This is a genomic window from Vibrio sp. 1402 (genome assembly GCF_033340275.1).
This window is the reverse complement of record NZ_JAWOWE010000006.1, coordinates 82,743-107,628: the sequence shown is the minus strand read 5'-3', so window position 1 is coordinate 107,628 and position 24,886 is coordinate 82,743. Positions and strand designations below refer to the sequence as shown.

General features: G+C 44.5%; 24 protein-coding genes. 10 read left to right on the top strand and 14 right to left on the bottom strand.

The features are described from left to right. Positions 1-82 precede the first annotated feature (82 nt). From nadC to yacG, 8 genes are all read left to right on the top strand, one after another. Positions 83-970 carry a carboxylating nicotinate-nucleotide diphosphorylase gene (nadC, locus tag R7044_RS13360; RefSeq protein WP_225455624.1) on the top strand — a complete coding sequence of 296 codons (888 nt, stop codon included), beginning with the start codon at positions 83-85 and terminating at the stop codon, positions 968-970. Between the two features lie 262 nt (positions 971-1,232). Next, a complete protein-coding gene (locus R7044_RS13355; protein WP_033905592.1) occupies positions 1,233-1,697 on the top strand; it encodes a pilin in 465 nt (154 codons plus the stop codon). Between the two features lie 3 nt (positions 1,698-1,700). Beyond that, entirely contained in the window at positions 1,701-3,386 is a 1,686-nt protein-coding gene (gene pilB, locus R7044_RS13350) for a type IV-A pilus assembly ATPase PilB (RefSeq protein ID WP_033905593.1), read from the top strand. Positions 3,387-3,409: 23 nt separating this feature from the next. After that, on the top strand, positions 3,410-4,633 hold the full coding sequence (locus tag R7044_RS13345; RefSeq protein ID WP_205390996.1) for a type II secretion system F family protein: 1,224 nt from the start codon (positions 3,410-3,412) through the stop codon (positions 4,631-4,633). A 64-nt stretch (positions 4,634-4,697) separates the two neighbouring features. Beyond that, on the top strand, positions 4,698-5,567 hold the full coding sequence (locus tag R7044_RS13340; RefSeq protein ID WP_017635919.1) for a prepilin peptidase: 870 nt from the start codon (positions 4,698-4,700) through the stop codon (positions 5,565-5,567). Continuing rightward, positions 5,568-6,182, top strand: coding sequence for a dephospho-CoA kinase (coaE, locus tag R7044_RS13335; protein WP_017635920.1), 615 nt, complete (start codon positions 5,568-5,570; stop codon positions 6,180-6,182). Between the two features lie 27 nt (positions 6,183-6,209). Beyond that, positions 6,210-6,950 (top strand): cell division protein ZapD, encoded by a 741-nt coding sequence (zapD, locus tag R7044_RS13330; RefSeq protein ID WP_005373086.1) that lies wholly within the window; start codon positions 6,210-6,212, stop codon positions 6,948-6,950. A 158-nt stretch (positions 6,951-7,108) separates the two neighbouring features. Next, the gene (gene yacG / locus R7044_RS13325) at positions 7,109-7,303 is read left to right on the top strand and encodes a DNA gyrase inhibitor YacG (RefSeq protein ID WP_017635922.1); all 195 of its coding nucleotides are present in this window, start codon (positions 7,109-7,111) and stop codon (positions 7,301-7,303) included. Between the two features lie 312 nt (positions 7,304-7,615). On the opposite strand, the gene rplS is transcribed toward yacG, so the two are convergent. From rplS to ffh, 5 genes are all read right to left on the bottom strand, one after another. Next, entirely contained in the window at positions 7,616-7,969 is a 354-nt protein-coding gene (gene rplS / locus R7044_RS13320; protein ID WP_005379971.1) for a 50S ribosomal protein L19, read from the bottom strand. Positions 7,970-8,010: 41 nt separating this feature from the next. Beyond that, positions 8,011-8,772: a tRNA (guanosine(37)-N1)-methyltransferase TrmD gene (gene trmD / locus R7044_RS13315; protein WP_033905595.1), complete on the bottom strand. Its 762-nt coding sequence runs from the start codon at positions 8,770-8,772 to the stop codon at positions 8,011-8,013. Between the two features lie 27 nt (positions 8,773-8,799). Beyond that, positions 8,800-9,348, bottom strand: a complete 549-nt coding sequence (gene rimM / locus R7044_RS13310) for a ribosome maturation factor RimM (RefSeq protein WP_005379964.1) — start codon at positions 9,346-9,348, stop codon at positions 8,800-8,802. 29 nt (positions 9,349-9,377) lie between these two features. After that, positions 9,378-9,626, bottom strand: coding sequence for a 30S ribosomal protein S16 (gene rpsP, locus R7044_RS13305; RefSeq protein WP_005379962.1), 249 nt, complete (start codon positions 9,624-9,626; stop codon positions 9,378-9,380). Between the two features lie 209 nt (positions 9,627-9,835). Beyond that, a complete protein-coding gene (gene ffh, locus R7044_RS13300; RefSeq protein WP_005385423.1) occupies positions 9,836-11,218 on the bottom strand; it encodes a signal recognition particle protein in 1,383 nt (460 codons plus the stop codon). A gap of 224 nt (positions 11,219-11,442) precedes the next feature. Here ffh and R7044_RS13295 point away from each other — a divergent pair, with 224 nt between their 5' ends. After that, positions 11,443-12,237, top strand: a complete 795-nt coding sequence (locus R7044_RS13295; RefSeq protein WP_005379950.1) for an inner membrane protein YpjD — start codon at positions 11,443-11,445, stop codon at positions 12,235-12,237. Between the two features lie 124 nt (positions 12,238-12,361). After that, on the top strand, positions 12,362-13,642 hold the full coding sequence (locus R7044_RS13290) for an HlyC/CorC family transporter (RefSeq protein ID WP_005379948.1): 1,281 nt from the start codon (positions 12,362-12,364) through the stop codon (positions 13,640-13,642). A gap of 68 nt (positions 13,643-13,710) precedes the next feature. Here the strand turns inward: R7044_RS13290 and luxS are convergent, their stop codons facing one another. The 9 genes from luxS to R7044_RS13245 all read right to left on the bottom strand — a co-directional run bounded on the left by luxS (position 13,711) and on the right by R7044_RS13245 (position 24,263). Then, positions 13,711-14,229, bottom strand: a complete 519-nt coding sequence (gene luxS / locus R7044_RS13285; RefSeq protein ID WP_017820391.1) for an S-ribosylhomocysteine lyase — start codon at positions 14,227-14,229, stop codon at positions 13,711-13,713. A gap of 84 nt (positions 14,230-14,313) precedes the next feature. Continuing rightward, entirely contained in the window at positions 14,314-14,919 is a 606-nt protein-coding gene (locus tag R7044_RS13280; protein WP_172563496.1) for a hypothetical protein, read from the bottom strand. 23 nt (positions 14,920-14,942) lie between these two features. After that, positions 14,943-16,511 carry a glutamate--cysteine ligase gene (gene gshA, locus R7044_RS13275; RefSeq protein ID WP_033905598.1) on the bottom strand — a complete coding sequence of 523 codons (1,569 nt, stop codon included), beginning with the start codon at positions 16,509-16,511 and terminating at the stop codon, positions 14,943-14,945. A gap of 156 nt (positions 16,512-16,667) precedes the next feature. Next, complete coding sequence (locus tag R7044_RS13270) at positions 16,668-19,511, bottom strand: M16 family metallopeptidase (protein ID WP_033905599.1); 2,844 nt, start codon at positions 19,509-19,511, stop codon at positions 16,668-16,670. A 9-nt stretch (positions 19,512-19,520) separates the two neighbouring features. Then, positions 19,521-19,982 carry a YqaA family protein gene (locus R7044_RS13265; protein WP_005379938.1) on the bottom strand — a complete coding sequence of 154 codons (462 nt, stop codon included), beginning with the start codon at positions 19,980-19,982 and terminating at the stop codon, positions 19,521-19,523. Next, positions 19,976-20,926 (bottom strand): NADP-dependent oxidoreductase, encoded by a 951-nt coding sequence (locus R7044_RS13260; protein WP_005385434.1) that lies wholly within the window; start codon positions 20,924-20,926, stop codon positions 19,976-19,978. Before R7044_RS13260 ends, R7044_RS13265 begins: the two co-directional genes overlap by 7 nt. A 123-nt stretch (positions 20,927-21,049) precedes the next feature. Further along, positions 21,050-22,180, bottom strand: a complete 1,131-nt coding sequence (locus R7044_RS13255; RefSeq protein WP_005379935.1) for a sodium ion-translocating decarboxylase subunit beta — start codon at positions 22,178-22,180, stop codon at positions 21,050-21,052. A 9-nt stretch (positions 22,181-22,189) separates the two neighbouring features. After that, positions 22,190-23,974, bottom strand: a complete 1,785-nt coding sequence (gene oadA, locus R7044_RS13250) for a sodium-extruding oxaloacetate decarboxylase subunit alpha (protein WP_033905601.1) — start codon at positions 23,972-23,974, stop codon at positions 22,190-22,192. A gap of 31 nt (positions 23,975-24,005) precedes the next feature. After that, positions 24,006-24,263, bottom strand: coding sequence for an oxaloacetate decarboxylase subunit gamma (locus R7044_RS13245; RefSeq protein ID WP_005379932.1), 258 nt, complete (start codon positions 24,261-24,263; stop codon positions 24,006-24,008). Positions 24,264-24,886: the final 623 nt, after the last annotated feature.

The following is a 24,886-nucleotide window of genomic DNA, read 5'->3' as shown; positions in this document are numbered from 1 at the left end:
CTACTTTTCAAATTAACTGCTGAAATTATTGACACCGGAGAGTATCATTCGTTGCCATCTCCCTTTCAAGACAAGATTTGCGATGAAGAACACACACAACATTCAAGAACGCCTAGAATACCTTAAACAACAACTCCCTTTAGAGATCACTCGCTCTGTCGCTGATACCTTAAAAGAAGATCTAGGTGGCAGTGTCAACGCAGATAACGACATTACTGCATCTTTGATCCCTGCCGATGCGGTTAATACCGCAACGATTATTACTCGTGAGCATGGTGTGTTCTGTGGTCAAGCATGGGCTGATGAAGTTTTTAAACAGCTCGGTGGCAAGGTCAGCATTGAATGGCACGTAAAGGACGGCGATAAAGTCGAACCTAACCAAACCCTTTGCACGCTGACAGGCCCTGCTCGTGACTTGTTGACTGGTGAGCGTAACGCAATGAACTTCATCCAAACGCTGTCTGGCTGCGCAACAGTTACCGCAGAGTACGCTGAAAAAATCGCGCATACTGAGTGTCGTCTACTCGACACACGCAAAACCATTCCTGGTCTGCGTAGCGCACTAAAATACGCCGTGACGTGTGGTGGTGGCTTTAACCATCGCATCGGCGTGTTCGACGCTTACCTCATTAAAGAAAACCACATTATTGCTTGTGGTGGCATCACTCAAGCCATCCAAAAAGCGAAAGAGCTTAACCCAGGCAAACCGGTAGAAGTCGAAACGGAAAGCTTAGAAGAGTTGAAACAAGCGATAGAGGCTGGTGCCGACATCATCATGCTCGATAACTTCACAAAAGAAATGATGCGTGAAGCCGTAGCGATTAACGCAGGTCGTGCCGCTTTAGAGAACTCCGGCAACATTACGCTAGAGACCATCGCAGAATACGCAGAAACCGGTGTCGATTACATTTCGGTAGGCGCGTTGACTAAGCATCTAAAAGCGGTGGATCTTTCGATGCGCTTCAAATAATTAAAGCAACACAATCTCAATTACTTCAACTAACTCAGTGAGTTGTGAGTAACTCATCATTTAAAAGGGCCAATTGGCCCTTTCTTTTTATCCACTAAAAAAATAGTACTACTCGCAAAACTCTGCATGCGATATGCAACTTTTCACCAAAGAGTTTTATCTCACTCGAGAGCCCATCTCTTCCCCATTTTCAACCCACTTTAACTCTCCATAATCTTTCGCTAATGCAAGAGCATTATTAATTTTTTAGAAAGGGTTAAAAATGAAAAACAGTAAACAGAAAAAACAGCAAGGTTTTACCTTGATTGAATTAATGATTGTCGTCGCGATTATTGGTATTTTGGCCGCATTTGCTGTGCCTGCTTATCAAAACTACACAAAAAAAGCGACGCTGGCAGAGTTCCCAAAAGCAGCTTCTGCGATGAAGTTAGCCGTTGAGTTGTGTGCACATGAAAATGCATCAAACGCAGCTACTTTTAAAACGAACTGCTTATCTGGTAGTAATGGTGTACCTTCAAAAATTAACAACCTAAATGATATCTCTATTGAAGCAGTTGCTGGATCATCAGGCGTAAATGTCATTGCAAAAGCTGTAGCAGTAAAAGGGCCGATTGCTAGTGGAGAACAGTATACTATGGCATCTAACTACACGACTAGTGGTATTGAGTGGGCGGGCTCATGTCAAGATTCTAATGGTAATAACCAATCTGATTACTGTCCTGAATAATTCATGCAAACCAACCTCTCCACGATTCTTCGTCAAAAAGGACTATTGGCTTTTTCCCAAGAAGAATCGTTACTTGAGCAAGTCAAAGCTTCTGGCATTTCGATGCCAGAGGCTTTACTCAGTTCTGGATTATTTACATCAAGCGAACTCGCTGAGCACTTAAGTTCTCTCTTTGGTTTAAATCAGCCCGAGTTATCTCAGTACGAGTATGCTTCGCTTTGTCAGCAACTTGGCCTTAGGGAATTAATCACGCGGCATAACGCACTCCCACTCCAGCGTACGTCTTCAACGTTATTACTCGCCGTTGCCGACCCCACCAACCAACAAGCAGAAGATGATTTTCGCTTTGCCACTGGTTTACAGGTTGAATTGGTCTTGGGGGAATTTAGTCAACTCAGCGCGGCAATTCGACGCTTGTATGGTCGTTCATTGAGTCATGAGAAGTCCGGGTTAAAAGAGATCAACCAAGAAGAGTTAGCCAATCTGGTTGACGTGGGCGCAGATGAAATCGACAACATTGAAGACTTGAGCCAAGATGAGTCTCCTGTTAGCCGTTACATCAACCAAATTCTATTGGACGCTGTGCGCAAAGGCGCATCCGATATCCACTTTGAGCCTTATGAAAAGATGTACCGCGTGCGCCTGCGCTGTGATGGCATCTTAATTGAAACACAGCAGCCACCAAGCCACTTGAGTCGTCGCTTATCCGCTCGTATCAAAATCCTCTCTAAGCTTGATATTGCAGAGCGACGTTTACCACAAGATGGGCGTATTAAGCTCAAGTTGAATCAAGACACCGCAATTGATATGCGTGTATCCACGCTGCCTACTCTATTTGGAGAGAAAATTGTACTACGACTGCTCGACAGCAGCTCTGCGTCATTGGATATCGACAAGCTTGGTTATAGCGAACAACAAAAACAATTGTACTTGGATGCGCTGCGTCGCCCACAAGGCATGATTCTGATGACAGGTCCAACCGGGAGCGGAAAAACCGTTTCTCTGTACACCGGGCTGAGTATCCTCAATAAACCAGAAATCAACATTTCTACGGCAGAAGACCCAGTAGAAATTAACTTATCGGGCATTAACCAAGTTCAAGTTCAGCCTAAGATTGGTTTTGGTTTTGCCGAAGCCCTGCGCTCTTTCTTACGTCAAGACCCGGATGTGGTAATGGTCGGTGAGATTCGTGACTTAGACACTGCGGAGATCGCCATCAAAGCCTCGCAAACCGGTCACTTAGTACTTTCAACCTTGCATACCAACTCTGCGGCTGAAACGGTTATTCGTTTATCAAACATGGGCGTAGAAAGCTTTAACTTGGCCTCATCTCTTAGTTTGATTATTGCCCAGCGCTTAGCCCGTAAACTGTGCTCGCACTGTAAACAATCACAAGAGCTTACCGTTCAGCTACAACATCTTGGAATTCAAGCAAGCGACAACATTTTTAAAGCCAATCCCGATGGATGCAATGAGTGTACCCATGGTTATTCCGGCCGAACGGGGATTTATGAAGTGATGCGCTTTGATGAATTTCTTTCCGAAGCGCTTATTAAAGGCGCCTCGGTACATGAACTAGAAAAACTCGCCATCGCAAATGGTATGAGCACGTTACAAATGTCGGGCATAGAAAAACTCAAACAAGGAATCACAAGTTTTAGTGAACTACAGCGCGTACTTTATTTTTAATCCTTTAATCAGCAGTCACATCCATGAAAAGCACTACACCACAACTTAAAAACTTCCGCTGGAAAGGCATCAACAGTTCTGGCAAAAAGACGTCTGGACAAACCCTCGCGATGACAGAAATTGAAGTACGCGAGCGTCTAGACGCACAGCACATCAAGATCAAGAAGTTAAAGAAAAGCAGTATCTCGTTTCTCACTAAACTCAGCCATCGCGTGAAAGGCAGAGACATCACGGTGTTTACCCGTCAGATTTCGACGATGTTGATAACCGGTGTGCCCTTGGTTCAGGCTTTAAAATTGGTCTCAGAAAATCATAAAAAAGCAGAGATGAAATCCATTTTGATGAGCGTGACACGCGCCGTTGAAGCGGGGACGCCCATGTCAAAAGCCATACGCACTGCAAGTGAACACTTTGACCCACTCTATACCGATCTTATCGCCACAGGTGAGCAATCCGGTAACTTAGCAGAAGTATTCGAGCGCTTAGCCACCTACCGAGAAAAAAATGAACAACTCCGTGCGAAAGTGATCAAAGCACTGATCTACCCAGCGATGGTAGTGCTAGTAGCGTTAGGCGTGTCGTTTATCATGCTCACCAAAGTCATTCCCGAGTTTGAAAAAATGTTTGTTGGTTTTGGTGCTGACTTACCGTGGTTTACCAGGCAAGTGTTAGATCTTTCCGCATGGACACAAAATTGGAGCCCATTTATAGCACTAGGCTCCATTAGTTTATTCATCTCGGCGAGAATCCTCTCTAAGCGTTCAGATTCTTTTCGCTTAACGCTCAATCGATCTGTGCTTAAATTTCCTGTCCTTGGGCCTGTATTATCAAAAGCAGCGATCGCCAAATTTAGTCGAACACTCGCCACAAGCTTTACAGCGGGCATTCCAATTCTAACCAGTTTAAAAACTACATCAAAAACATCAGGAAACTTGCACTATCAACTCGCCATAGAAGAAGTTTACCGTGATACCGCCGCAGGTATGCCAATGTATGTAGCCATGCGCAACTGTAATGTGTTCCCTGAATTGGTGTTACAAATGGTTATGATCGGTGAAGAGTCTGGTCGACTTGACGATATGCTCAATAAAGTTGCAACAATCTACGAGTTTGAAGTCGACAACACCGTCGACAACCTTAGTAAAATTCTAGAGCCACTAATTATCGTTTTTTTAGGTATCGTTGTTGGCGGATTAGTGACAGCAATGTACTTGCCAATCTTTAACTTAATGAGTGTATTGGGCTAGAATGAGCTGTTAACTCCTTTAAAACAGCATCTTGCTGATTTCACTCATCGCTCAAGAGACAAATATGGAAGTATTCCAGTACTACCCTTGGCTATTCGTTGTGTTTGCCACCATCTTCGGTCTTATCGTGGGTAGCTTCCTCAATGTGGTTATTTATCGACTACCTAAAATCATGGAACTAGAATGGCGACGCGAATGTGCCGAGTCATTTCCTGAATACAAAATAGAACCTCCTAAAGAAGTGCTGACCTTGAGCGTCCCACGCTCCTCCTGCCAGAAATGCGCAACACCGATACGTATTCGCGACAACATTCCTGTGATTAGCTGGCTGCTTTTAAAAGGCAAATGTCACAACTGTCAGGCAACCATTAGTGCACGCTATCCACTGATTGAACTGCTCACCGCGTTCTGTTCAGGCTTTATCGCTTATTACTTTGGTTTTAGTTACTTTACCGTTGCCCTACTCTTTTTTACTTTTATCTTAATCGCCGCAACATTTATCGATCTCGATACTATGTTGTTACCTGACCAATTAACATTACCATTAACTTGGGCTGGCATTGCCTTAGCATTAGTCGAAATAAGTCCTGTTACTCTACAAGATTCTGTCATTGGTGCTATTGCTGGTTACCTATGTCTCTGGTCCGTTTACTGGGGCTTTAAGCTACTTACTGGTAAAGAAGGAATGGGGTATGGTGATTTTAAACTACTGGCGGCACTAGGAGCTTGGCTAGGTTGGCAGTCACTGCCGATGATCATTCTACTTTCTTCTGTGGTTGGCATCGTATTTGGCATCATTCAACTACGCTTGCAAAAGCAGGGAATTGAAAAAGCTTTCCCTTTCGGTCCTTACTTAGCAATTGCTGGTTGGATAAGCTTAATTTGGGGCGACCAGATTTTAAACTGGTACTTTACTTCAGTTCTAGGAGTGTAAATGGCTTTGGTTATTGGTTTAACAGGCGGTATCGCTAGTGGAAAAACAACCGTCGCGAATCTGTTCAAACAACAATTTAAAATCGATATCGTCGATGCCGACATTGTAGCAAGAGAAGTTGTCGAGCCAGGTACTCCCGGCCTAAACGCGATTATTGAACACTTTGGTCACGATATCGTTCGTGAAGACCAAACTTTAGATCGCGCAAAGCTGAGAGAAAAAATCTTTTCGAATTCAGATGAAAAAGCATGGCTCAACGCACTGTTGCACCCGATAATTCGTGAAAAGATGATCGAAGATTTGCAGCAAGTCACTTCAGAGTATGCGTTACTTGTGGTGCCGTTGCTCGTAGAAAACAAGCTAGATAGTTTGTGTGATCGCGTTCTTGTCGTCGATGTAGAACCGAATACACAGATATCTCGCACGATGAAACGAGACAATGTGAGTGAAGATCAAGTTCGCGCCATCCTTGCCTCTCAAGCATCAAGAGAGCAAAGGCTCGCGCTTGCAGACGATGTGGTTAAGAATAATCCAAGTGACCCTGATCTTTTGCTTCAAATCACAGATTTGCACGAAAAGTACCTAGCCATGTGTAAGAAAAATCTGCGAAAATAGGAACGAAACTCACAAAGGCTTATGTCGATGACCACGCACAAATTTGAACATCCGTTAAATGAGAAAACTCGTATTTATCTAAGAGTGGAGTCTCTGCTGCGTCAGGCTCACTTGGCCTCTGGGTTTAGCGAAAATCATCAGTATCAACTGTTTTTCCGTGCGTTATTCGATATGGTTGAGATCTTCGAACAAATCCAACTGAAAAGTGAACTGGCTAAAGATCTTGAGAAGCAACGGCTGTCGTACCGCCATTGGCTCAATGTTGATGGTGTCGATCAAGACGCATTAAATACCTTGCTACAAGAGATAGATGTCGTTCATAGCCAACTAATGGGTGCTGAACGTTTTGGCCAAGCATTAAAAGAAGATCGCTTCCTAAGCTCTATCCGTCAACGCTTTAATCTACCGGGTGGTTCATGCTGTTTTGATCTGCCAGCATTACACTACTGGCTTCATCTACCTATTGAACGTAAAAAGCGTGATGCACAACAGTGGCAAGCAAGCTTAAAGCCCTTATCTGATGCGCTTTCGTTATGGTTAAAGCTCACTAGAGAGACCGGACATTTCAAAGCTCAAATCGGTCGTGCAGGTTTCTTCCAAAGTGACGCTGATGAAGCCAACATTCTAAGACTTCACATCCCAATGGAATATGGCGTGTATCCTATGATTTCAGGCCATAAAAACCGCTTTGCGATCAAGTTCATGTCGTTTGAAAACGGTCAAGCATGCACACAAGATATTGAATTTGAACTTGCTGTTTGCAGCTAAGACGACACTACGCCTCGCCTCCATAATCTAAAATTCAACGCTTTATTGCGCTTATATTTGATAAAATTTCGTAGCAGCAATAGCGCGTTGAATAAGCCATCTTTAATTCGTTTAGGTATACTACCCTTTAACACCAATTAGTAATGGGACGCTCAACTATGTCTAAAGTTACCATCGTTCAATGCCCACAATGTGGCGCCGACGTAGAATGGGGAGAACAAAGTCCTCATCGCCCTTTCTGCAGTAAACAATGCCAAATGATTGATTTTGGTGAATGGGCAGATGAAGAAAACACCATCCCAGGCGCACCCGATATGTCCGATAGTGATGGCTGGTCTGAAGACCAGTATTAAATTGAGACCTAGGGTAAAGGAATACCCTAGGTTCCTTCTTGGGGAACCTGAATCACGCTCCGTCGTCGCTGTCCAGAATGACGAATTTGAACCTCGGTGCTATATAATCTTTGACCATCATTTTCCGTCATTCCGAGGAGCCATAGCGACATCAGGAATCTATTCACAGCAAGGCAGAGGCGTGGAGTGTAAATCAGTGCATGAGCATCGACAGTTCAGTTAGGGTGAAAAGAAACGAGCAAGCTAATTACACAAATAAAAAAACGGAGCCCTAAAAGGACTCCGTTTAAGATGAGAACGCTAGTTATAGCATTACTTCTTAGCAAGCTTCTCTTTGATACGAGCAGACTTACCAGAACGCTCACGTAGGTAGTACAACTTGGCACGACGTACTGCACCACGGCGTTTAACTTCGATGCTATCAACGATTGGAGAGTGTGTTTGGAACGTACGCTCAACACCTTCACCGTTAGAGATCTTACGTACAGTGAAAGCAGAGTGTAGACCACGGTTACGGATTGCGATTACAACGCCTTCGAAAGCCTGTAGACGCTCACGGTCACCTTCTTTTACCTTAACTTGAACTACAACAGTGTCACCTGGTGCAAATTTAGGTAGGTCTGATTTCATTTGCTCTTCTTCAAGAGCTTTGATGATGTTACTCATTTTTTAAATTCCTAGAATAAACTGATACTAAATAAATTAGGTTACTTTGCGTTATGTTCTTTAATGGCTTTATGCTCATTAACAAACTCAGCAAGTAATTGTTCCTGTTCGTCAGTCAGAGCTAGGTTTTCCAGGAGCTCTGGTCTTCTTAGCCAAGTACGGCCCAACGACTGCTTGAGTCGCCATTGACGAATGTCCTTGTGATTGCCTGACATCAGTACCGCTGGTACCTCTTTGTCATCCAATACTTCTGGACGCGTATAGTGAGGGCAATCTAACAAGCCATTTGCAAAAGAGTCTTCTTCTGCTGACGCGAAATCCCCTAGTACACCCGGAACAAACCGAGAGACAGCGTCGATTAACGTCATGGCTGGTATCTCACCACCCGTCATCACAAAATCACCAATCGACCATTCTTCGTCGACTTCAGATTGAATGATGCGCTCATCTACCCCTTCATAACGACCACAAATCAGAAGCAAGTTCTCATTCGTTGCCAGTTCTTCCACTCCTTTCTGGTCGAGCTTGCGACCTTGAGGAGAAAGGTAGATGACTTTCGTCTTGCCCGGTGAGGCTGCTTTCGCGGTATAAATGGCATCGCGCAAAGGCTGAACCATCATTAACATACCAGGGCCACCACCGTAAGGTCGGTCATCGACTGTGCGATGTTTGTCGTGAGTGAAATCTCTAGGATTCCAAGTCTCAATCGACAAAAGACCTTTTTTAACCGCTTGACCTGTTACTCCAAAATCAGTAACAGAACGGAACATTTCTGGAAAAAGGCTAATAACGCCAACCCACATGTTTATCTCGCTCTGTAATTTTGGAGATTAGAATCCAGGATCCCAGTCAACTTCGATCCGTTGAGCTTCGCGATCAACATTAATGATCACTTGCTCTTCAAGGAACGGGATTAATCGTTCCTTCTGCCCGAAAGCATCTTTAAGATTTGCTTTAACAACCAGAACATCGTTTGAGCCAGTTTCTAGCATGTCAGTAACAACACCTAGATCGTAACCTTTAGTGGTTACAACTTGCATCCCAAACAATTCGCGCCAGTAGAACTCATCTTCTGACAATTCAGGAAGTACCGCAGGGTCAATAGCAATTTCAAAGTTCGTCATTAGATGCGCGTCTTCACGAACATCCATGCCTTCCAGCTTAGCCACCATACCTTTGTTATGGCGCTTCCAGCTTTCTACTTTGTACTCAACCCACTTGCCCTTTTGGTTAATGTACCAAGGGCTGTAATCGAAAATGCTTTCAGCATTGTCTGTGTAGGAAAAAACCTTAAGCCAACCACGAATGCCGTAAGTAGCACCAAACTTGCCTACAACAATCTTTTCGTTGCTCATTGTTTCTTTACCTTTCATCGACATAAACTAGTTTCTACTTTTCAAGTAAAAAATTAAGCCGCTTTTTGAGCGTCTTTAACTAGCTTAGCAACACGGTCAGATACTGACGCGCCTTGACCAACCCAGTGGTTAACGCGGTCTAGGTCTAGACGTAGACCTTCTTCTTGACCTTTAGCAGTTGGGTTGAAGAAACCAACTTTCTCGATGAAACGGCCAGTTGCAGCGTTGCGGCTGTCCGCTACTACGATTTGATAAAATGGACGCTTTTTAGCGCCGTGACGTGCCAAACGAATGGTTACCATGTCGTCCTCTTTGCTTTCTCAAAAATAAAATTAACCCCAAAAACCATTCAATAAATTAAACAGTTTGGGGTCTCGTGCCAAAATAAAGCTCCGGAATTTTACTCTTCTCCCGGAGCAATGCAAGGAGTTTAGTTACTTTTTCACCAACATAAATTGAATTTAAAGTTTGTGACGTACCTAACACCCTGAATCTATGCGTGATCGATTAATTAACGACCAAATGGATTGAAGCCACCGCCACCACCCATGCCGCCCATCATGCCTTGCATATTGCGCATCATGCCTTTCATGCCACCTTTTTGCATCTTTTTCATCATTTTCTGCATTTGGGTGAACTGTTTTAGTAAGCGGTTTACATCTTGAACCTGCACACCAGAACCAGCCGCGATACGCTTCTTGCGCGAGCCCTTGATAATTTCTGGGCGTTGACGTTCTTTCATTGTCATGGAGCTGATGATCGCTTCCATCTGTTTGAACATCTTGTCATCAACTTTGTCTTTTACATTGTCTGGTAGCTGGGACATTCCTGGAAGCTTATCCATCATCCCCATCATGCCGCCCATGTTTTGCATCTGGCCTAGCTGTTCACGGAAATCTTCAAGGTCGAAACCTTTCTTCTCTTTGAACTTCTTCGCTAACTTTTCTGCCTTTTCTTGGTCAACGTTGCGTTGTAGGTCTTCAATCAAAGACAGAACGTCACCCATGCCAAGAATACGTGAAGCAACACGATCTGGGTGGAACGGTTCTAGCGCGTCAGTTTTTTCACCGACACCCAAGAATTTGATTGGTTTGCCCGTTACATGGCGTACTGAAAGTGCCGCACCACCACGAGCATCACCATCAACCTTAGTTAGAACTACACCGGTAAGAGGTAGCGCATCGCCAAAGGCTTTTGCTGTATTTGCTGCGTCTTGACCCGTCATGGCGTCAACAACAAATAGCGTTTCTACTGGGTTGATAGCTGCGTGAAGATCTTTGATCTCCCCCATCATCTCTTCATCAATTGCCAAACGACCTGCGGTATCGACAATAAGTACGTCGTAGAATTTTTTCTTCGCATGGTCAATCGCTGCATTGGCGATATCAATAGGCTTTTGGTCTGGTGATGATGGGAAGAAGTCAACACCGATGTCTGATGCCAGTGTTTCAAGCTGCTTGATTGCCGCAGGACGGTAAACGTCGGCAGACACAACCAAAACTTTCTTCTTGTCACGTTCTTTTAGAAGCTTAGATAACTTACCTACCGATGTGGTTTTACCCGCACCTTGTAGACCTGCCATAAGAAGCACAGCAGGTGGTTGAGCGGCAAGGTTTAGCGCCTCATTCGACTCACCCATTACGGCTTCAAGTTCTGTTTGAACGATCTTGATAAATTCCTGACCTGGAGTCAGAGATTTAGAAACTTCTACGCCCACCGCTTTTTCTTTAACGCGGTTCACAAATTCACGAACGACCGGAAGCGCAACGTCAGCTTCAAGTAGAGCCATTCGGACTTCACGTAGGGTTTCTTTAATGTTGTCTTCGGTCAGACGACCTTTACCACTGATATTTTTCAGCGTTTTGGATAATCGATCCGTTAAATTCTCAAACATCTTTGTCTCTTCGCTAAAATGGCGATTAATTAGTGTGAGTATACATTAGCCAAGGTCTGAGTCATACCCGTACCGCTGTCCTATTCTTGTCTCTATTTATATATGGTGCGGTAACTTATTAATTTCAATATCTCATCTCTCACGATTGATGTCGGATATAACGTAGCCCCAAAGTGTAATGCAAGGTATAATTTCTCCATCGTGCACAATAATATTTAGGATTCATGGATAGCTTAATAGCCATCGCGGCCGCCATACTTTATGTCTTGGCGATTGCGACCATCATACCCGGACTCTCACAACAGTCAGGAATCAAAGCAAAAACAGTGTTTGCTAGTGCTGCCTGTGCGCTTGTTTTTCATGCGTGGATTTTGAGTGATCTGATTTTTGATGGTTCAGGTCAAAACCTGAGTATTCTCAACGTGGCTTCTTTGATCAGTTTTATTATTTCTCTGGTCATGAGCCTTGCTATGTTGAAAAACCGACTGTGGTTTTTATTGCCAGTCGTTTATAGCTTTGCTGCCATCAATTTATCTGCTGCCACATTTTTGCCAAGCACGTTTATAAAGCACCTAGAGAATGACCCTAAGCTACTCATTCATATTTCATTTGCGCTCTTCTCATACGCGACTTTAACTATCGGGGCACTCTATGCGCTTCAGTTGGCTTGGCTGGATCACAAACTGAAAGCAAAAAAATCTTTGGCGATTAACCCAAACCTGCCGCCTCTATTAATGGTGGAGCGTCAACTCTTCAAAATTATTTTGATCGGTAACTTATTGTTAACTGCCACGCTCATTACTGGCTTTGTCTTTGTGCAGGATATGTTTGCCCAAGGTAAGGCACATAAGGGCATTCTTTCTTTCATCGCTTGGGTGGTGTACTCAATACTGCTTTGGGGTCACTATCAAAAAGGCTGGCGTGGTAGAAAAGTCACATGGTTCGCTGTTGCAGGAGCAACACTGTTAACTCTGGCATATTTTGGCAGTCGCTTTGTAAAAGAAATCATCTTGAATTAAGGAGCTCTAGGGCTCCTATCCTTTATATTTTAGGCTAGATAAAATACAGTACGCCTTAACTCTTTGACTTAACGGACTTACTCAACCGTTATATAACCCAATACTTACAAGGAACAGCAACGTTTTGGACGACATCTCTACGGGTATCTTGTTTGCGCTACTCGCGTGTCTTATCGTCATATCAGGTTACTTTTCCGGTTCAGAAACAGGGATGATGTCTCTGAATCGTTATCGCTTAAAACACTTAGCCAAAAACGGGCATAAGGGTGCTAAGCGAGTCGAAAGACTATTAGACCGTCCAGATCGTTTGATTGGTCTTATTCTTATCGGCAACAACCTCGTTAATATTCTCGCGTCCGCGATCGCGACCATTATTGGTATGCGTTTGTATGGTGATTTAGGTGTCGCTATCGCAACCGGTGCACTAACTATGGTTGTATTGGTTTTTGCCGAGGTTACCCCTAAAACAATTGCAGCGCTTTACCCTGAACGTGTGTCCTACGCGAGCAGTATATTATTGACCATACTGATGAAGTTACTGTCGCCTTTAGTGATGCTTGTTAACTTTATTACGAATGGCTTTATCCGCTTACTTGGTGTAAGAGCGGATCACTCAGCAGAAGATCATCTTAGCTCCGATGAGCTGCGTACGGTGGTAAATGAAGCTGGCGGTTTGATCCCTCGCCGACACCAAGACATGCTAGTGTCTATTTTAGATCTTGAGCACGTCACCGTGAACGACATTATGGTCCCACGCAATGAAATTACCGGTATTGATATTAACGACGACTGGAAATCCATTGTTCGCCAGCTAACACACTCACCACATGGACGCATAGTTTTCTATCGTGACCAAATTGATGAAGTGGTTGGCATGCTGCGCTTGCGTGAAGCTTATCGTCTGATGTTGGAAAAGAACGAATTCAACAAAGAAACGCTATTACGTGCTGCTGATGAGGTCTATTACATCCCAGAAGGCACACCACTGAACGTGCAAATGTTGAAATTCCAACGCAACAAGCAACGTATCGGTCTGATCGTGGATGAGTACGGTGATATCATCGGTCTAATCACTCTTGAAGATATTCTGGAAGAGATCATTGGTGAGTTCACGACGTCAATTTCTCCAAGCCTCTCTGATGAAATCAGTCCTCAAGGTGACGGAAGCTTTCTTATTGAAGGCAGCACCAATATTCGAGATATTAACAAAGGCCTGAAATGGGATTTACCAACGGATGGCCCAAGAACGTTAAACGGTCTTATTTTGGAGCACCTGGAAGATATTCCAGAGAGCCATTTAAGCGTGAGAGTAGCGGGTCACCCAATGGAACTTGTTGAGATTGAAGAGAACCGAATCAAGCTCGTTCGTGTTTATCCGAAGAAGAAAAAATCGACATCCAAATAACCAAAAGAAAAGCCTGACTCATGTCAGGCTTTTTTACTTATTGGGGCAATATGCTTCTTAATGAGCACCTAGTCGATGCGCAACTCTTTTAACATCGACTCAGGCAAAGCAAGTTCATCATTTTTGTTCACCGAAACACCAGCATCCAAAATGTTCTTTGCGATCTGTTGTGCTTCTTTTAAAGAGTGCATTGCTGCCGTGCCGCATTGGTATTCGTTAAGTTCAGGGATCTTATTCTGACTTTCTACCTTCAGCACGTCTTCCATTGCTGCAATCCAAGCATCTGCGACTTGCTGCTCTGATGGTGTGCCAATCAGACTCATGTAAAAACCTGTGCGGCAACCCATAGGCGAAATATCGATGATCTCAACAGAATCACCGTTTAGGTGATTACGCATAAAGCCTGCATAAAGGTGCTCTAGGGTGTGAATACCTTTTTCAGAAAGAATGTCTTTGTTTGGCGCAGTAAAGCGTAAGTCGAAAACAGTAATCGTATCCCCTTTTGGGGTCTGCATGGTTTTCGCCACTCGCACTGCCGGTGCATTCATACGAGTGTGGTCCACGGTAAAACTATCGAGTAAAGGCATTACATCTCTCCTGATTGTAACTCCAGTACCTTTCGGTAATGGATAAATGTCATTCATCCCTACAGCACATGAACTGACTGTGGGCTAAAAGAACCAGCTGCTGTTGTCTTCTAATTCCTCACGACATTGCTTCAGCTGCCAGCCATAAGTTTTCGCTGTTTGTTCAACACGTCGAGCGACTTTGATTAAACTAGGTTTTCGATTATAAGTGCCTCGCTTATATCCACCTCGCCCTTCATGATAAGCCAGATACTGGTTATAGGGATCCCATAATGAAATCCCTAGCTGACGCCGTGTTTCATGAGTGTACCAACCGACAAACATCATAGAATCATCGAAGTTGGTACGAGAGCCCCCCTGACCTGTCGCATCTTGGAAGTCTTCCCAAGCAGGGTCTTGAGCTTGAGCATAACCATACGCACTGCTGACTCGTCCCCAAGGAATAAACCCTAGCAAATAATCTTTAGGTGGTTTTGCATCGTGCCGAAAGCTGCTTTCTTGTTTAATGATGGCCATAGCGACATGAATAGGGGTACCCCATTCATCTTCCATATCTTTGGCATCATCGTACCAACCGGATTTCTCTCGGAATATCTCGCATAAGTTATTCTGCTGCTTTGGCGGTGCCGTAGCACAACCTGCAAGTAACACGCTTCCAAGTACCGCTACTACTAACGACTTAATGTTCAACCCCACCAATCCTTAGTTAGTCATTACTGCTTCAGGTAAGCAAAGTAATCTTCCAAAAAATCATCAAAAGAAAGCATGTCACTCTGCTCTGCTTGCTTTTGTTTTTCCACGGACGACGCAACTTCCGTTTCCATCGTATCTTGTGAATAGTACTGATAACCGTGAGCTAGGTTTTCATCACGGTACTTCATACCAAGAGTACAACCGACTTTACCTAGCCCACCCAGCTCTTTCGTTAGCTCTAATAGTTGACCAGAGATCGTTAGTTCTGGGTTATCAATCCATGTCTCGAGTTGATTACACACATCTTGGTATGCACAGCCACCAGCGGTCATATCCATTTGCTGTGCTATTTGACGTAACTCGACGAAAACTCGGTGTGCCCAATCTTGTAGAGATAGACGCTCACCTTGGCAACCAATTTGCAGCATTAGACCTTTTTCACGGCCTGAAACAATGACTTTATTCCAGTTATCGCGCCAACACTCTAATTCACAGTTATCCATAGGGTCTGAGTCTGACAAGGCCGCCCAGGTAAGGAAGAGATCCAAGAATCGTACTTGCTCTTCATTTAAGCCCACTGCGCTGAATGGGTTAACATCTAGAGAACGAACTTCAATGTATTCGACACCACCGCGTCGTAACGCATCTGAAGGCTTCTCACCACTTTTCGATACACGTTTTGGACGAATCGGAGCGTACAGTTCATTCTCAATTTGTAAGATATTGGAATTAAGCTGGCGGTATTCACCATCCACTTTTACCCCAATTTTCGCAAACTCTTCTGATGGGTGGCGAATCGCATCACTCAAACCATCGAGGTATTGGTCAATGCTGTTAAAACCAATTTTCAGCACACTTTGAGCACTATTGGTATAGCCAAGATCGCTCAAACGCAAAGACGTCGACTTCGGCAAATATAATGTCCCGCCAATCTTCTCGAATGGCAGATCGGTTTCACGACCTTGAATAAAAGAGCCACATAACGCTGGTGATGCACCAAAGAAGTAGGGAATCATCCAGCCAAAGCGGTAGTAATTACGGATCAACGCAAAGTACGCATCAGACTTAGCATCTTGGCGGGCTTGTTCATCTTGCTCGCCATAGAGCGCATCCCAAAATGTTTCAGGAAACGAGAAGTTAAAATGGACACCTGAAATAATTTGCATCAGGCTGCCATAGCGACGCTTTAGGCCTTCTCGGTACAGCGTTTTCATTTTCGCTGCATTCGAAGAGCCATACTGGGCTAACTGAATATCATCCTCTGAGCCTACGTAGCAAGGCATTGATAGTGGCCACATTTTCTCTTCACCCATTTTGGTTTGAGTGAAATGATGGATATCTTTCAGCTGTGCCATCAGTTCTGGAATTTCATGTGACACAGGCGTAATGAACTCTAACAATGATTCCGAAAAATCCGTTGTGATCCATTGATTTGTGAACGCAGAGCCTAACCCTTCAGGATGAGGAGTTGTAGCTAGATGTCCATCCTGACGATAGCGCAAAGTTTCTCGCTCAACACCGCGTCCAAACTGCTTAAATACTTCGGGGTTTGATGCAACTTTTTTTAGTCGCGCAGCAAAATCAGTCAAAATGAGGTTCGCTTATATTGGGAGCAGGACACTTGTTACATAACACAAGTGTAAGCTAAGTTATTGATAGTTAATGCATCTAGATAAATAACCCACGAAAAGTTGCTTATCTAGATGAATAGCGGAGAAACGTTTCTCCGCTATTAAATGTGTACTCTATCGAATGATTTCAAGCTCTTCTACGTCTTTCCCCAACTTTTCTAATTGAGGACGCAACGATTTAGCATCACCAACGACGATAATTTGATAGTCATTTGGATCAAACCATTTCTGAGCCAGCGCATTCAACGTCTGCTTATCGACTTTTTCTACGATAGCGTTTCTTTGCTGCAAGTAATCATGATCGAGGTTGTACTTAAGAATATCACTGATGAGCTCCGCTTTTTGTGTTGGCGTTTCATATTTCAGTGCATCTTTTTGACCGACCGCTTGACGCATAAATTTCATCTCTTCATCAGTAATACCTGACTGCGAGTATTCATTTAGCTCATTTTCCATCTCAATGATCGAAGCAACCGTTGCATCCGCTCGTACTTGCGCGGTGAAAACCACCGAGCCTGTTTCTGGATTACCAGAGAAGTAGCCGTAAGCACCGTATGTGTAACCCTTGTCTTCACGTAGATTTTGGTTAATGCGGCTATTGAAGTTCCCAGCTAAGTTGAAGTTTGCCAGTTGACTTAGGTAAAAATCGCCCGTTGCGTCGTAAGGCATACCTTGACGAACCATCATGACCACACTTTGCGGCGCTCCTGGTTTATCAACAAGATGGATCTTTTGCTCACCTAATGCAGCAATGCTTTGCGGTGCATACAATGGCGCAGCTTCATCTTGCCAGTTTTTCCAGAACGTCAGTTGCTGCTCAATTTCCTGTTTATTGATGTCACCAACAACGACGATTTGCGCACTTTGTGGCGTGTAATGCTTCGAGTAGAATTCACGGACATCATCCAACGTTAATGCACTGACACCTGCTTGCGTGCCGTCTTTTGGTCGAGCAAAAACCGAATCCCCATAGAGCACCTGGCGACTCGCTTGTGACGCCATCCAACTTGGATTTTGGTGCTCATACACCAGGCCTTCTAGCGCTTGCATTTTTACACGCTCGAAATCATCTTGATTAAATGCAGGAGACAGCAACATCTCTTCGACAATTTCTAACGTCGGCTCTAAGTTCTTTTCTAGAGCAGAAACACTGATGTTTGTTGTATAACCTGTGGCATTAACAGAGATAACACTACCCAGTTTATCAAGCTCAGCTTGAATCTCTTCGACACTGCGTTTCGTTGTACCTTCTTGCAACATCGCAGCGGTCAATTGGGCAAGACCTTCTTTACCCTTTTCAACAAAACGTGTCCCTGCAGGTAGACTAAATTGCATCATCACCGTCGGCGTTTCATCGCTAACTGCACCAAGCAGCTCTGAGCCATTCTTGAAATGTAACTCGTACAGCTCTGGCATCGTCGCTTTCACTGGTTCTCCTACTGGCGGTTGCACTGAGCGATCGAAGTTATCGGTCGCACGACGATACGCCAATTGGTCATCGGAAATCTTCTCATATTCTGGCAGCGTGCGCTTTGGCGTCACAAAGGTCGCAGGTTTTACGACAAGGTCTGTTTTTCCTTTTGGGACCACGCTTAGGGTCACTTTGTTCTTACCTTGGATAAAGTCCGTATACGCTTTTTCTACCGAAGTCGGCGTAACTGCACGGATTTGCTCAAGCTGTTGCTCAAGACGATCAGGATCGCCGAAAAATGTCTCGTTGGAAGCCAACTGAGTCACTTTACCTTTAACGCTTTCTAGCGCAAAAATAGCATCCGCTTCCGCTTTACCCTTCAACTGCTCAAGGCGATCTTCTGTCACGCCTTTTTCCGCAAACTGATTCAGTGATTGTAAAAGCTCGTCGTACAGTTTTGATAGGTCGCCTTTGTCTCCAGAATCACCCATTGCGTAAACGTAAAAGTTACACGCCAGTTCAGCACAATCATGGAATGAACCAGCATCGACCGCTTTTTGAGTCTTCACTAGGTCTTGATAGAGCACGCTGTTGGTACCGCCACCCAATACTTCTGATAATGTATCGAGAGACGCTTGGCTTTCTTCGCCGTTGTAGGTTGTTGGCCACGCGATCATCACCATAGGTTGTTGAATACGATCTTCTAGAGTGATGTATTTATCTTCTTGCAGTTTTGCAGGTTGTTTCGGCGCATTTTCAACCTCAGGACCACGAGGAATCGAACCGAAGTACTTATTTACCCACTCTAGAGTTTGTTCAACGTCTAAGTCACCACCGATCGTGATAGTCGCATTGTTTGGGCCATACCAACGCAAGAAAAACGCTTTGAGATCGTTCACATCAACACGATCAAGATCTTCAACATAACCAATGGTTTGCCACGAATACGGGTGACCTTCAGGATATAGCGCTTCGGACATGCGCTCCCAAATTAAGCCATAAGGACGATTATCGTAACGCTGAGCTCGCTCATTTTTTACAGTAGAACGCTGAATTTCAAATTTGCGTTGAGAAACCGCATCCAACAAAAAGCCCATACGGTCAGACTCTAACCACAGCATTTTCTCGAGCTGGTTAGCAGGGACCGTTTCAAAGTAGTTAGTACGATCGCGGTTTGTTGTACCATTTAACGTGCCGCCAGCCTCTGTGATGATTCTGAAGTGCTCTTGGTCACCAACGTTCTCTGAGCCTTGGAACATCATGTGCTCAAAGAAATGCGCAAAACCAGACTTACCCACTTCTTCACGAGCTGAACCAACATGGTAAGTCACATCCACATGGACCAATGGGTCAGAATCTTCAGGAGCTAAGATCACCGTTAAACCATTATCGAGTTTATACTTTTGGTATGGAATCTTAACTTTGCCTTCTTCAGCTTTCGATGACTCAACGAAAGTTACCCCTTTCGGCAGTGATGAAACTGGCGTATTTGATGCACAGCCCGTGATCACCAACAGTGAACACGCGCCAACCCAAAACATCTTCATGTACTTTCCTTAAAATAATCCGAGATAGATGGCCGCAAGTAAGCTATACCTAGCAGCCTTTCCTAAAAATATTAAAATCACGCAAGGCAGAAACTTCATTCTTAGCCACCCTGCGGCTAAACACAGCGGGTCTCCTATTACAGGTAACCAGCTAAAAAATAATCCCCAATAGCCATACTTAGAGAGCCACTTTAATGCGGTATGACCGTGCTTTTCCTCTTGTGCTTTGTTGGGAATCCACAAGCCAAGCCAATAATTTGTTAAGCCACCAAGCGTATTACCGATAGTAGCGACCATAACAATTGAAGAAACGGAGTATTGATTTAATGAGAGAGTGGCAACTAAGCCCGCCTCAGAACCACCAGGCAACAACGTGGCACTGAGAAAACCGGTCATGAAAAGCACCCATAATGCTGAATCTGAAAACCAAAGCGCTAAACTTTCAAAACTCGTGTTAAATGCTTCTAGCATGTCATATCAAGCAACACCTTGCCTCTGGTTCTTCCTGATTCGACCTGCTGGTGAGCACCAATGACATCACTCATAGGATAAACCTGTTGAATTTCAGTCTTCAGTAAGCCAACGCCGACCATGTACAACAAGGTATCTAACTGCGCAGGGTCTGGTTCAACCAACATGCCACTAGCCTCAAAGCCTAGGAGTTTGGCTTTTTCACAAATCAGCTCAGCAGTTATGGTTGGAACGGTGATGACTCTCGCATTGTCTTTCAGGCATTTAAGCGCATCTAACGCAGCATCTCCGCCTACTAAATCAATCAAAACATCAACATCTTCAACACGTTCTGACACTGGTGCAAATTGATAGTTCACTGCATGAGCACCGAGCGTCGCAAGGTAATCTAAATTTCGTTCACTGCAGGTTGTAAAGACTTCCGCTTTCGTCGCGATCGCAATTTGTACCGCGAGGTGTCCAACACCACCGGCACCAGCGAGGATAAGTACGCGATCGTTTTCCGTCACATTAGCCTTACTGAGAGCTTGTGCCGCAGTTTGTCCCGCCAACGGTAATGCAGCAGCTGCCTCTAAAGTGACAGAGCTAGGAACATGACTTAACTCAGTTTCTGGAACACATATGTATTGACTGTAACCACCGCCTCGAACTGGGAAACCAATAAATCCAGCCACCTCATCACCTTCATTAAAACGTGATGCCCCCTCTCCACAAGACATCACTTTTCCTGAGATGTCGTAACCTGGCACCCAAGGTAAATTATCCTTATTCTGCGCTGCTGCCCAACCGAGCCCAGCTCGAGTTTTGACATCAATAGGATTTACGCCTGAAAAAGCGACTTTTACTAAGACTTCACCAGGCTGTGGTGATGGTGTAGAAGCATGTTGAATCGCGAGTACGTTGGCATCACCAAACTCAGTGATAACGATCTGTTTGTGTTCCATAAACCATTCCCTGCAAGAAAACAAAAAGGGATGCGAAAGCATCCCTTTGACTATAAACCATTTTGTTAACCTAAGTTAATCGTGATTTTGTAAATTGGTTGATCATTCCATTTTCAATAATGTCTAACCAACAAGTGCTAACAATATACCAGCCGCAACGGCTGAACCCAGCACACCAGCAACGTTTGGTCCCATCGCATGCATTAACAAAAAGTTTTGCGGGTTAGCTTGTAAACCAACTTTGTTTACGACTCGCGCGGCCATTGGTACCGCAGAAACGCCAGCCGCACCAATAAGTGGGTTGATGTCTTCTTTCGAGAACTTGTTAAGCAGTTTCGCCATCAGGACGCCCGCACCAGTACCGATACTAAATGCAACTGCGCCTAACCCCAAGATACCTAACGTTTCTAGGTTCAAGAACTGCTCAGCTTGCAGCTTAGAACCAACACCAAGACCTAAAAAGATAGTCACTATGTTGATCAATTCATTTTGAGCAGTTTTCGATAAACGATCGACCACACCAGCTTCACGCATCAAGTTACCCAAACAGAACATACCAACCAATGGCGTAGCTGAAGGTAAGAACAGAATCGTCATCAGTAATACAGCAAGCGGGAAGATGACTTTCTCCCATTTACCAACATGACGAAGCTGAGCCATCTTGATTTGACGCTCTTCCTTGGTTGTCAGTGCTTTCATGATTGGTGGCTGGATGATCGGCACCAATGCCATATAGCTGTATGCCGCGACTGCAATCGCACCTAACAGATCTGGAGAGAGCTTACTCGCCAAGAAAATCGCTGTTGGCCCATCAGCACCACCGATGATCGCGATAGACGAAGCATCTGCCATGGAGAACTCCATGCCAGGTACATAGTTGAGCAAAATAGCGCCAAACAGTGTTGCAAAAATACCAAACTGCGCAGCCGCACCTAACCACAACGTTTTTGGGTTTGCGATCAAAGCACCAAAGTCAGTCATCGCGCCCACACCCATGAAGATCAATAGCGGGAACACACCCGATTCAATCCCAATGTAGTAAACGTAGTAGAGCAAGCCACCAGGCTCAGTAAAGCCAGCATTTGGAATATTCGCCAAAATAGCACCGAAACCAATCGGCAATAACAGTAAAGGTTCAAATCCTTTTTTAATTGCCAAAAACAGCAAGGTACAACCAACCAGCATCATACAGATTTGGCCGAACTCGAAGTTAGCGATCCCTGTTTCTGCCCAAAGGGTTAACAATCCGTCCATGATACTCCCTTACGCCAGGCTCAACAGAGGCGCACCTACTGTGACAGCATCGCCTTCTTTAACGTTCAGCTCTTGAACCACACCACCACGCGCCGCTCGTACTTCAGTTTCCATTTTCATCGCTTCAAGGATGAGCAATACATCGCCTTCAGCTACCTCAGCACCAGGTTGAACATTCACTTTGAAGATGTTACCTGCAAGAGGAGCAGGTACCGCTTCTGCTGAAGCATTAGAAGGTGCGCTAGGTGTAGCCGATTTTGCCGGTGCATTAGAAGGAGCAACAGATGTCAGTTCACCTTGAGGGCCAACTTCCACCTCATACACCTGCCCGTCAACACGTACACTATAAGTTTCTACACCACCAGTTGCTGGTTGAGCTACAGGTACAGCAGGCTTCTCAGCTTCTAGCGTTGGTGCAGGCTCAAATGCTTCTGGGTTTTCACGATTCTTAAGGAACTTAAGCCCAACTTGAGGGAAAAGTGCATAAGTGAGTACGTCATCAACACGCTCACTTGCTAGCTTAATGCCTTCTGATTTCGCTTTCTCCATCAGATCAACCGTAAGCGTCTCCATTTCAGGCTCAAGTAAATCGGCAGGACGACAGGTAATTGGCTCTTTACCATCAAGCACTTTCGCTTGCAGTTCTGCATTTAACTCGGCTGGCGCTTGACCGTACTCACCTTTCAATAGGCCAGCGGTTTCCTTGGTAATACTCTTATAGCGCTCGCCAGTAAGAACGTTAATCACCGCTTGCGTACCGACGATCTGTGAAGTTGGAGTCACCAATGGAATGAAACCAAGATCTTCACGTACACGAGGGATCTCTTCTAATACTTCATCAATGCGATCCGCAGCACCCTGCTCTTTCAACTGGCCTTCCATATTGGTCAGCATACCACCAGGCACTTGAGCAATCAGGATGCGTGAATCGACTCCTTTTAACTGGCCTTCCCACTTCGCATACTTCTTACGTACCTCACGGAAATATGCGGCGATAGATTCCAGTTGCTCGAGTTTCAAATTGGTATCTCGCTCGGTGCCTTCTAGCATAGCGACTACCGTTTCTGTCGGTGTATGACCGTAAGTACAACTCATTGAAGAAATCGCAGTATCGAGAATATCAATACCGGCTTCTACTGCTTTTACCGCTGTTGCTGTAGACAGCCCCGTTGTTGCATGACAATGAAGTGCCAATGGCACATCACAAGACGCTTTGATACGCGTGATAAGCTCTTCCGCTTCATAAGGCTTAAGTAAGCCAGACATATCTTTAATACACAGCGAATGACAACCTAAATCCTCTAGGCGTTTTGCCAAGTCAACCCAAGTGTCTGCGTTATGCACTGGGCTCGTTGTGTAAGACAACGTACCTTGAGCATGCGCACCAACATCAACCGTTGCTTTCACGGCTTTCTGGAAGTTTCGCACGTCATTCATTGCATCAAAAATACGGAATACATCCATGCCGTTAGCATGCGCGCGTTCAACAAACTTTTCTACTACGTCGTCGGCATAATGGCGGTATCCTAAAAGGTTTTGACCACGCAGTAGCATTTGCATTGGTGTATTAGGCATCGCTTTTTTTAGTTCACGTAAACGCTCCCAAGGGTCTTCCCCTAAGAATCGAATACAAGAATCAAATGTTGCACCACCCCAAGTCTCTAGAGACCAGTAACCAACCTTATCCAACTCAGCTGCGATAGGCAGCATATCCTCAATACGCATACGCGTAGCAAATAGTGATTGATGGGCATCACGAAGGACCACATCAGTAATAGCTAGTGGTTTAGACATGCTCTTAAACTCCTTTTTAATCCTAGTTCGGCTACTTCGCGAATGAGGCGCGATGTTTATGAATCGCAGCCGAGATCGCCGCCACTACTTGTGGACTAACAGCTGAAGAGGTTGATTGAATATTAGTGTTTGTTTTTGGTGCTGCGATCGGCTCTGGTACTTCTTCTGGTACCAATTTCGACATTAACCGAACGAGATAAACAAGAATAGTGAGGAAAATAAATACGACCGCCATCCCCGTTAGCATCAGGGTGGCCGCATCTACTAGCAGGCTTCCTATATTAGTCATGTTGCTTCCTTTCTTTGTCATCCTGACAACGTGCAGGACTTTAATAGTGTCAAATCCCGACCCATGGATTATCTCGATTGGTTAAATTTTGTCAATTTTGTTTAAGGAAGGTTTGTAGTAATCCTGATAAATGATTATTTATTCACTACCCAGATCACAGTTCATGACAAAATAATCACTTCAAATCGCTATCACCTTACGAACAGAGTAAAGGAGGACATAAATAAAAACTGCGATTTAGATTTCAAAATCAAATCGGGACTCACGCAGTAAAAACCAACAAAAACAAAAAGATGAACAAGATTAACAATAAATAAACAAATAACAAACAAAGTGACTACATGAGAGTGATTGAAATGAAAAATGGAAGTCAGTGTATAGGAGGGATAATCAGGATGATTTCACACGATGCGACAGAAGCTTGATAGCAAATTGCTTAGATACGCACATATTCGCTTTTAAAAAGAGGAACATAGGCTCTAGTGATCCTACGCCATATTTCAGATGTCTAGATACAAAAAAGCCTCGCAATTGCGAGGCTTTTTCAATAAGTGGCGCGTCCTGGAGGATTCGAACCTCCGACCGCCTGGTTCGTAGCCAGGTACTCTATCCAGCTGAGCTAA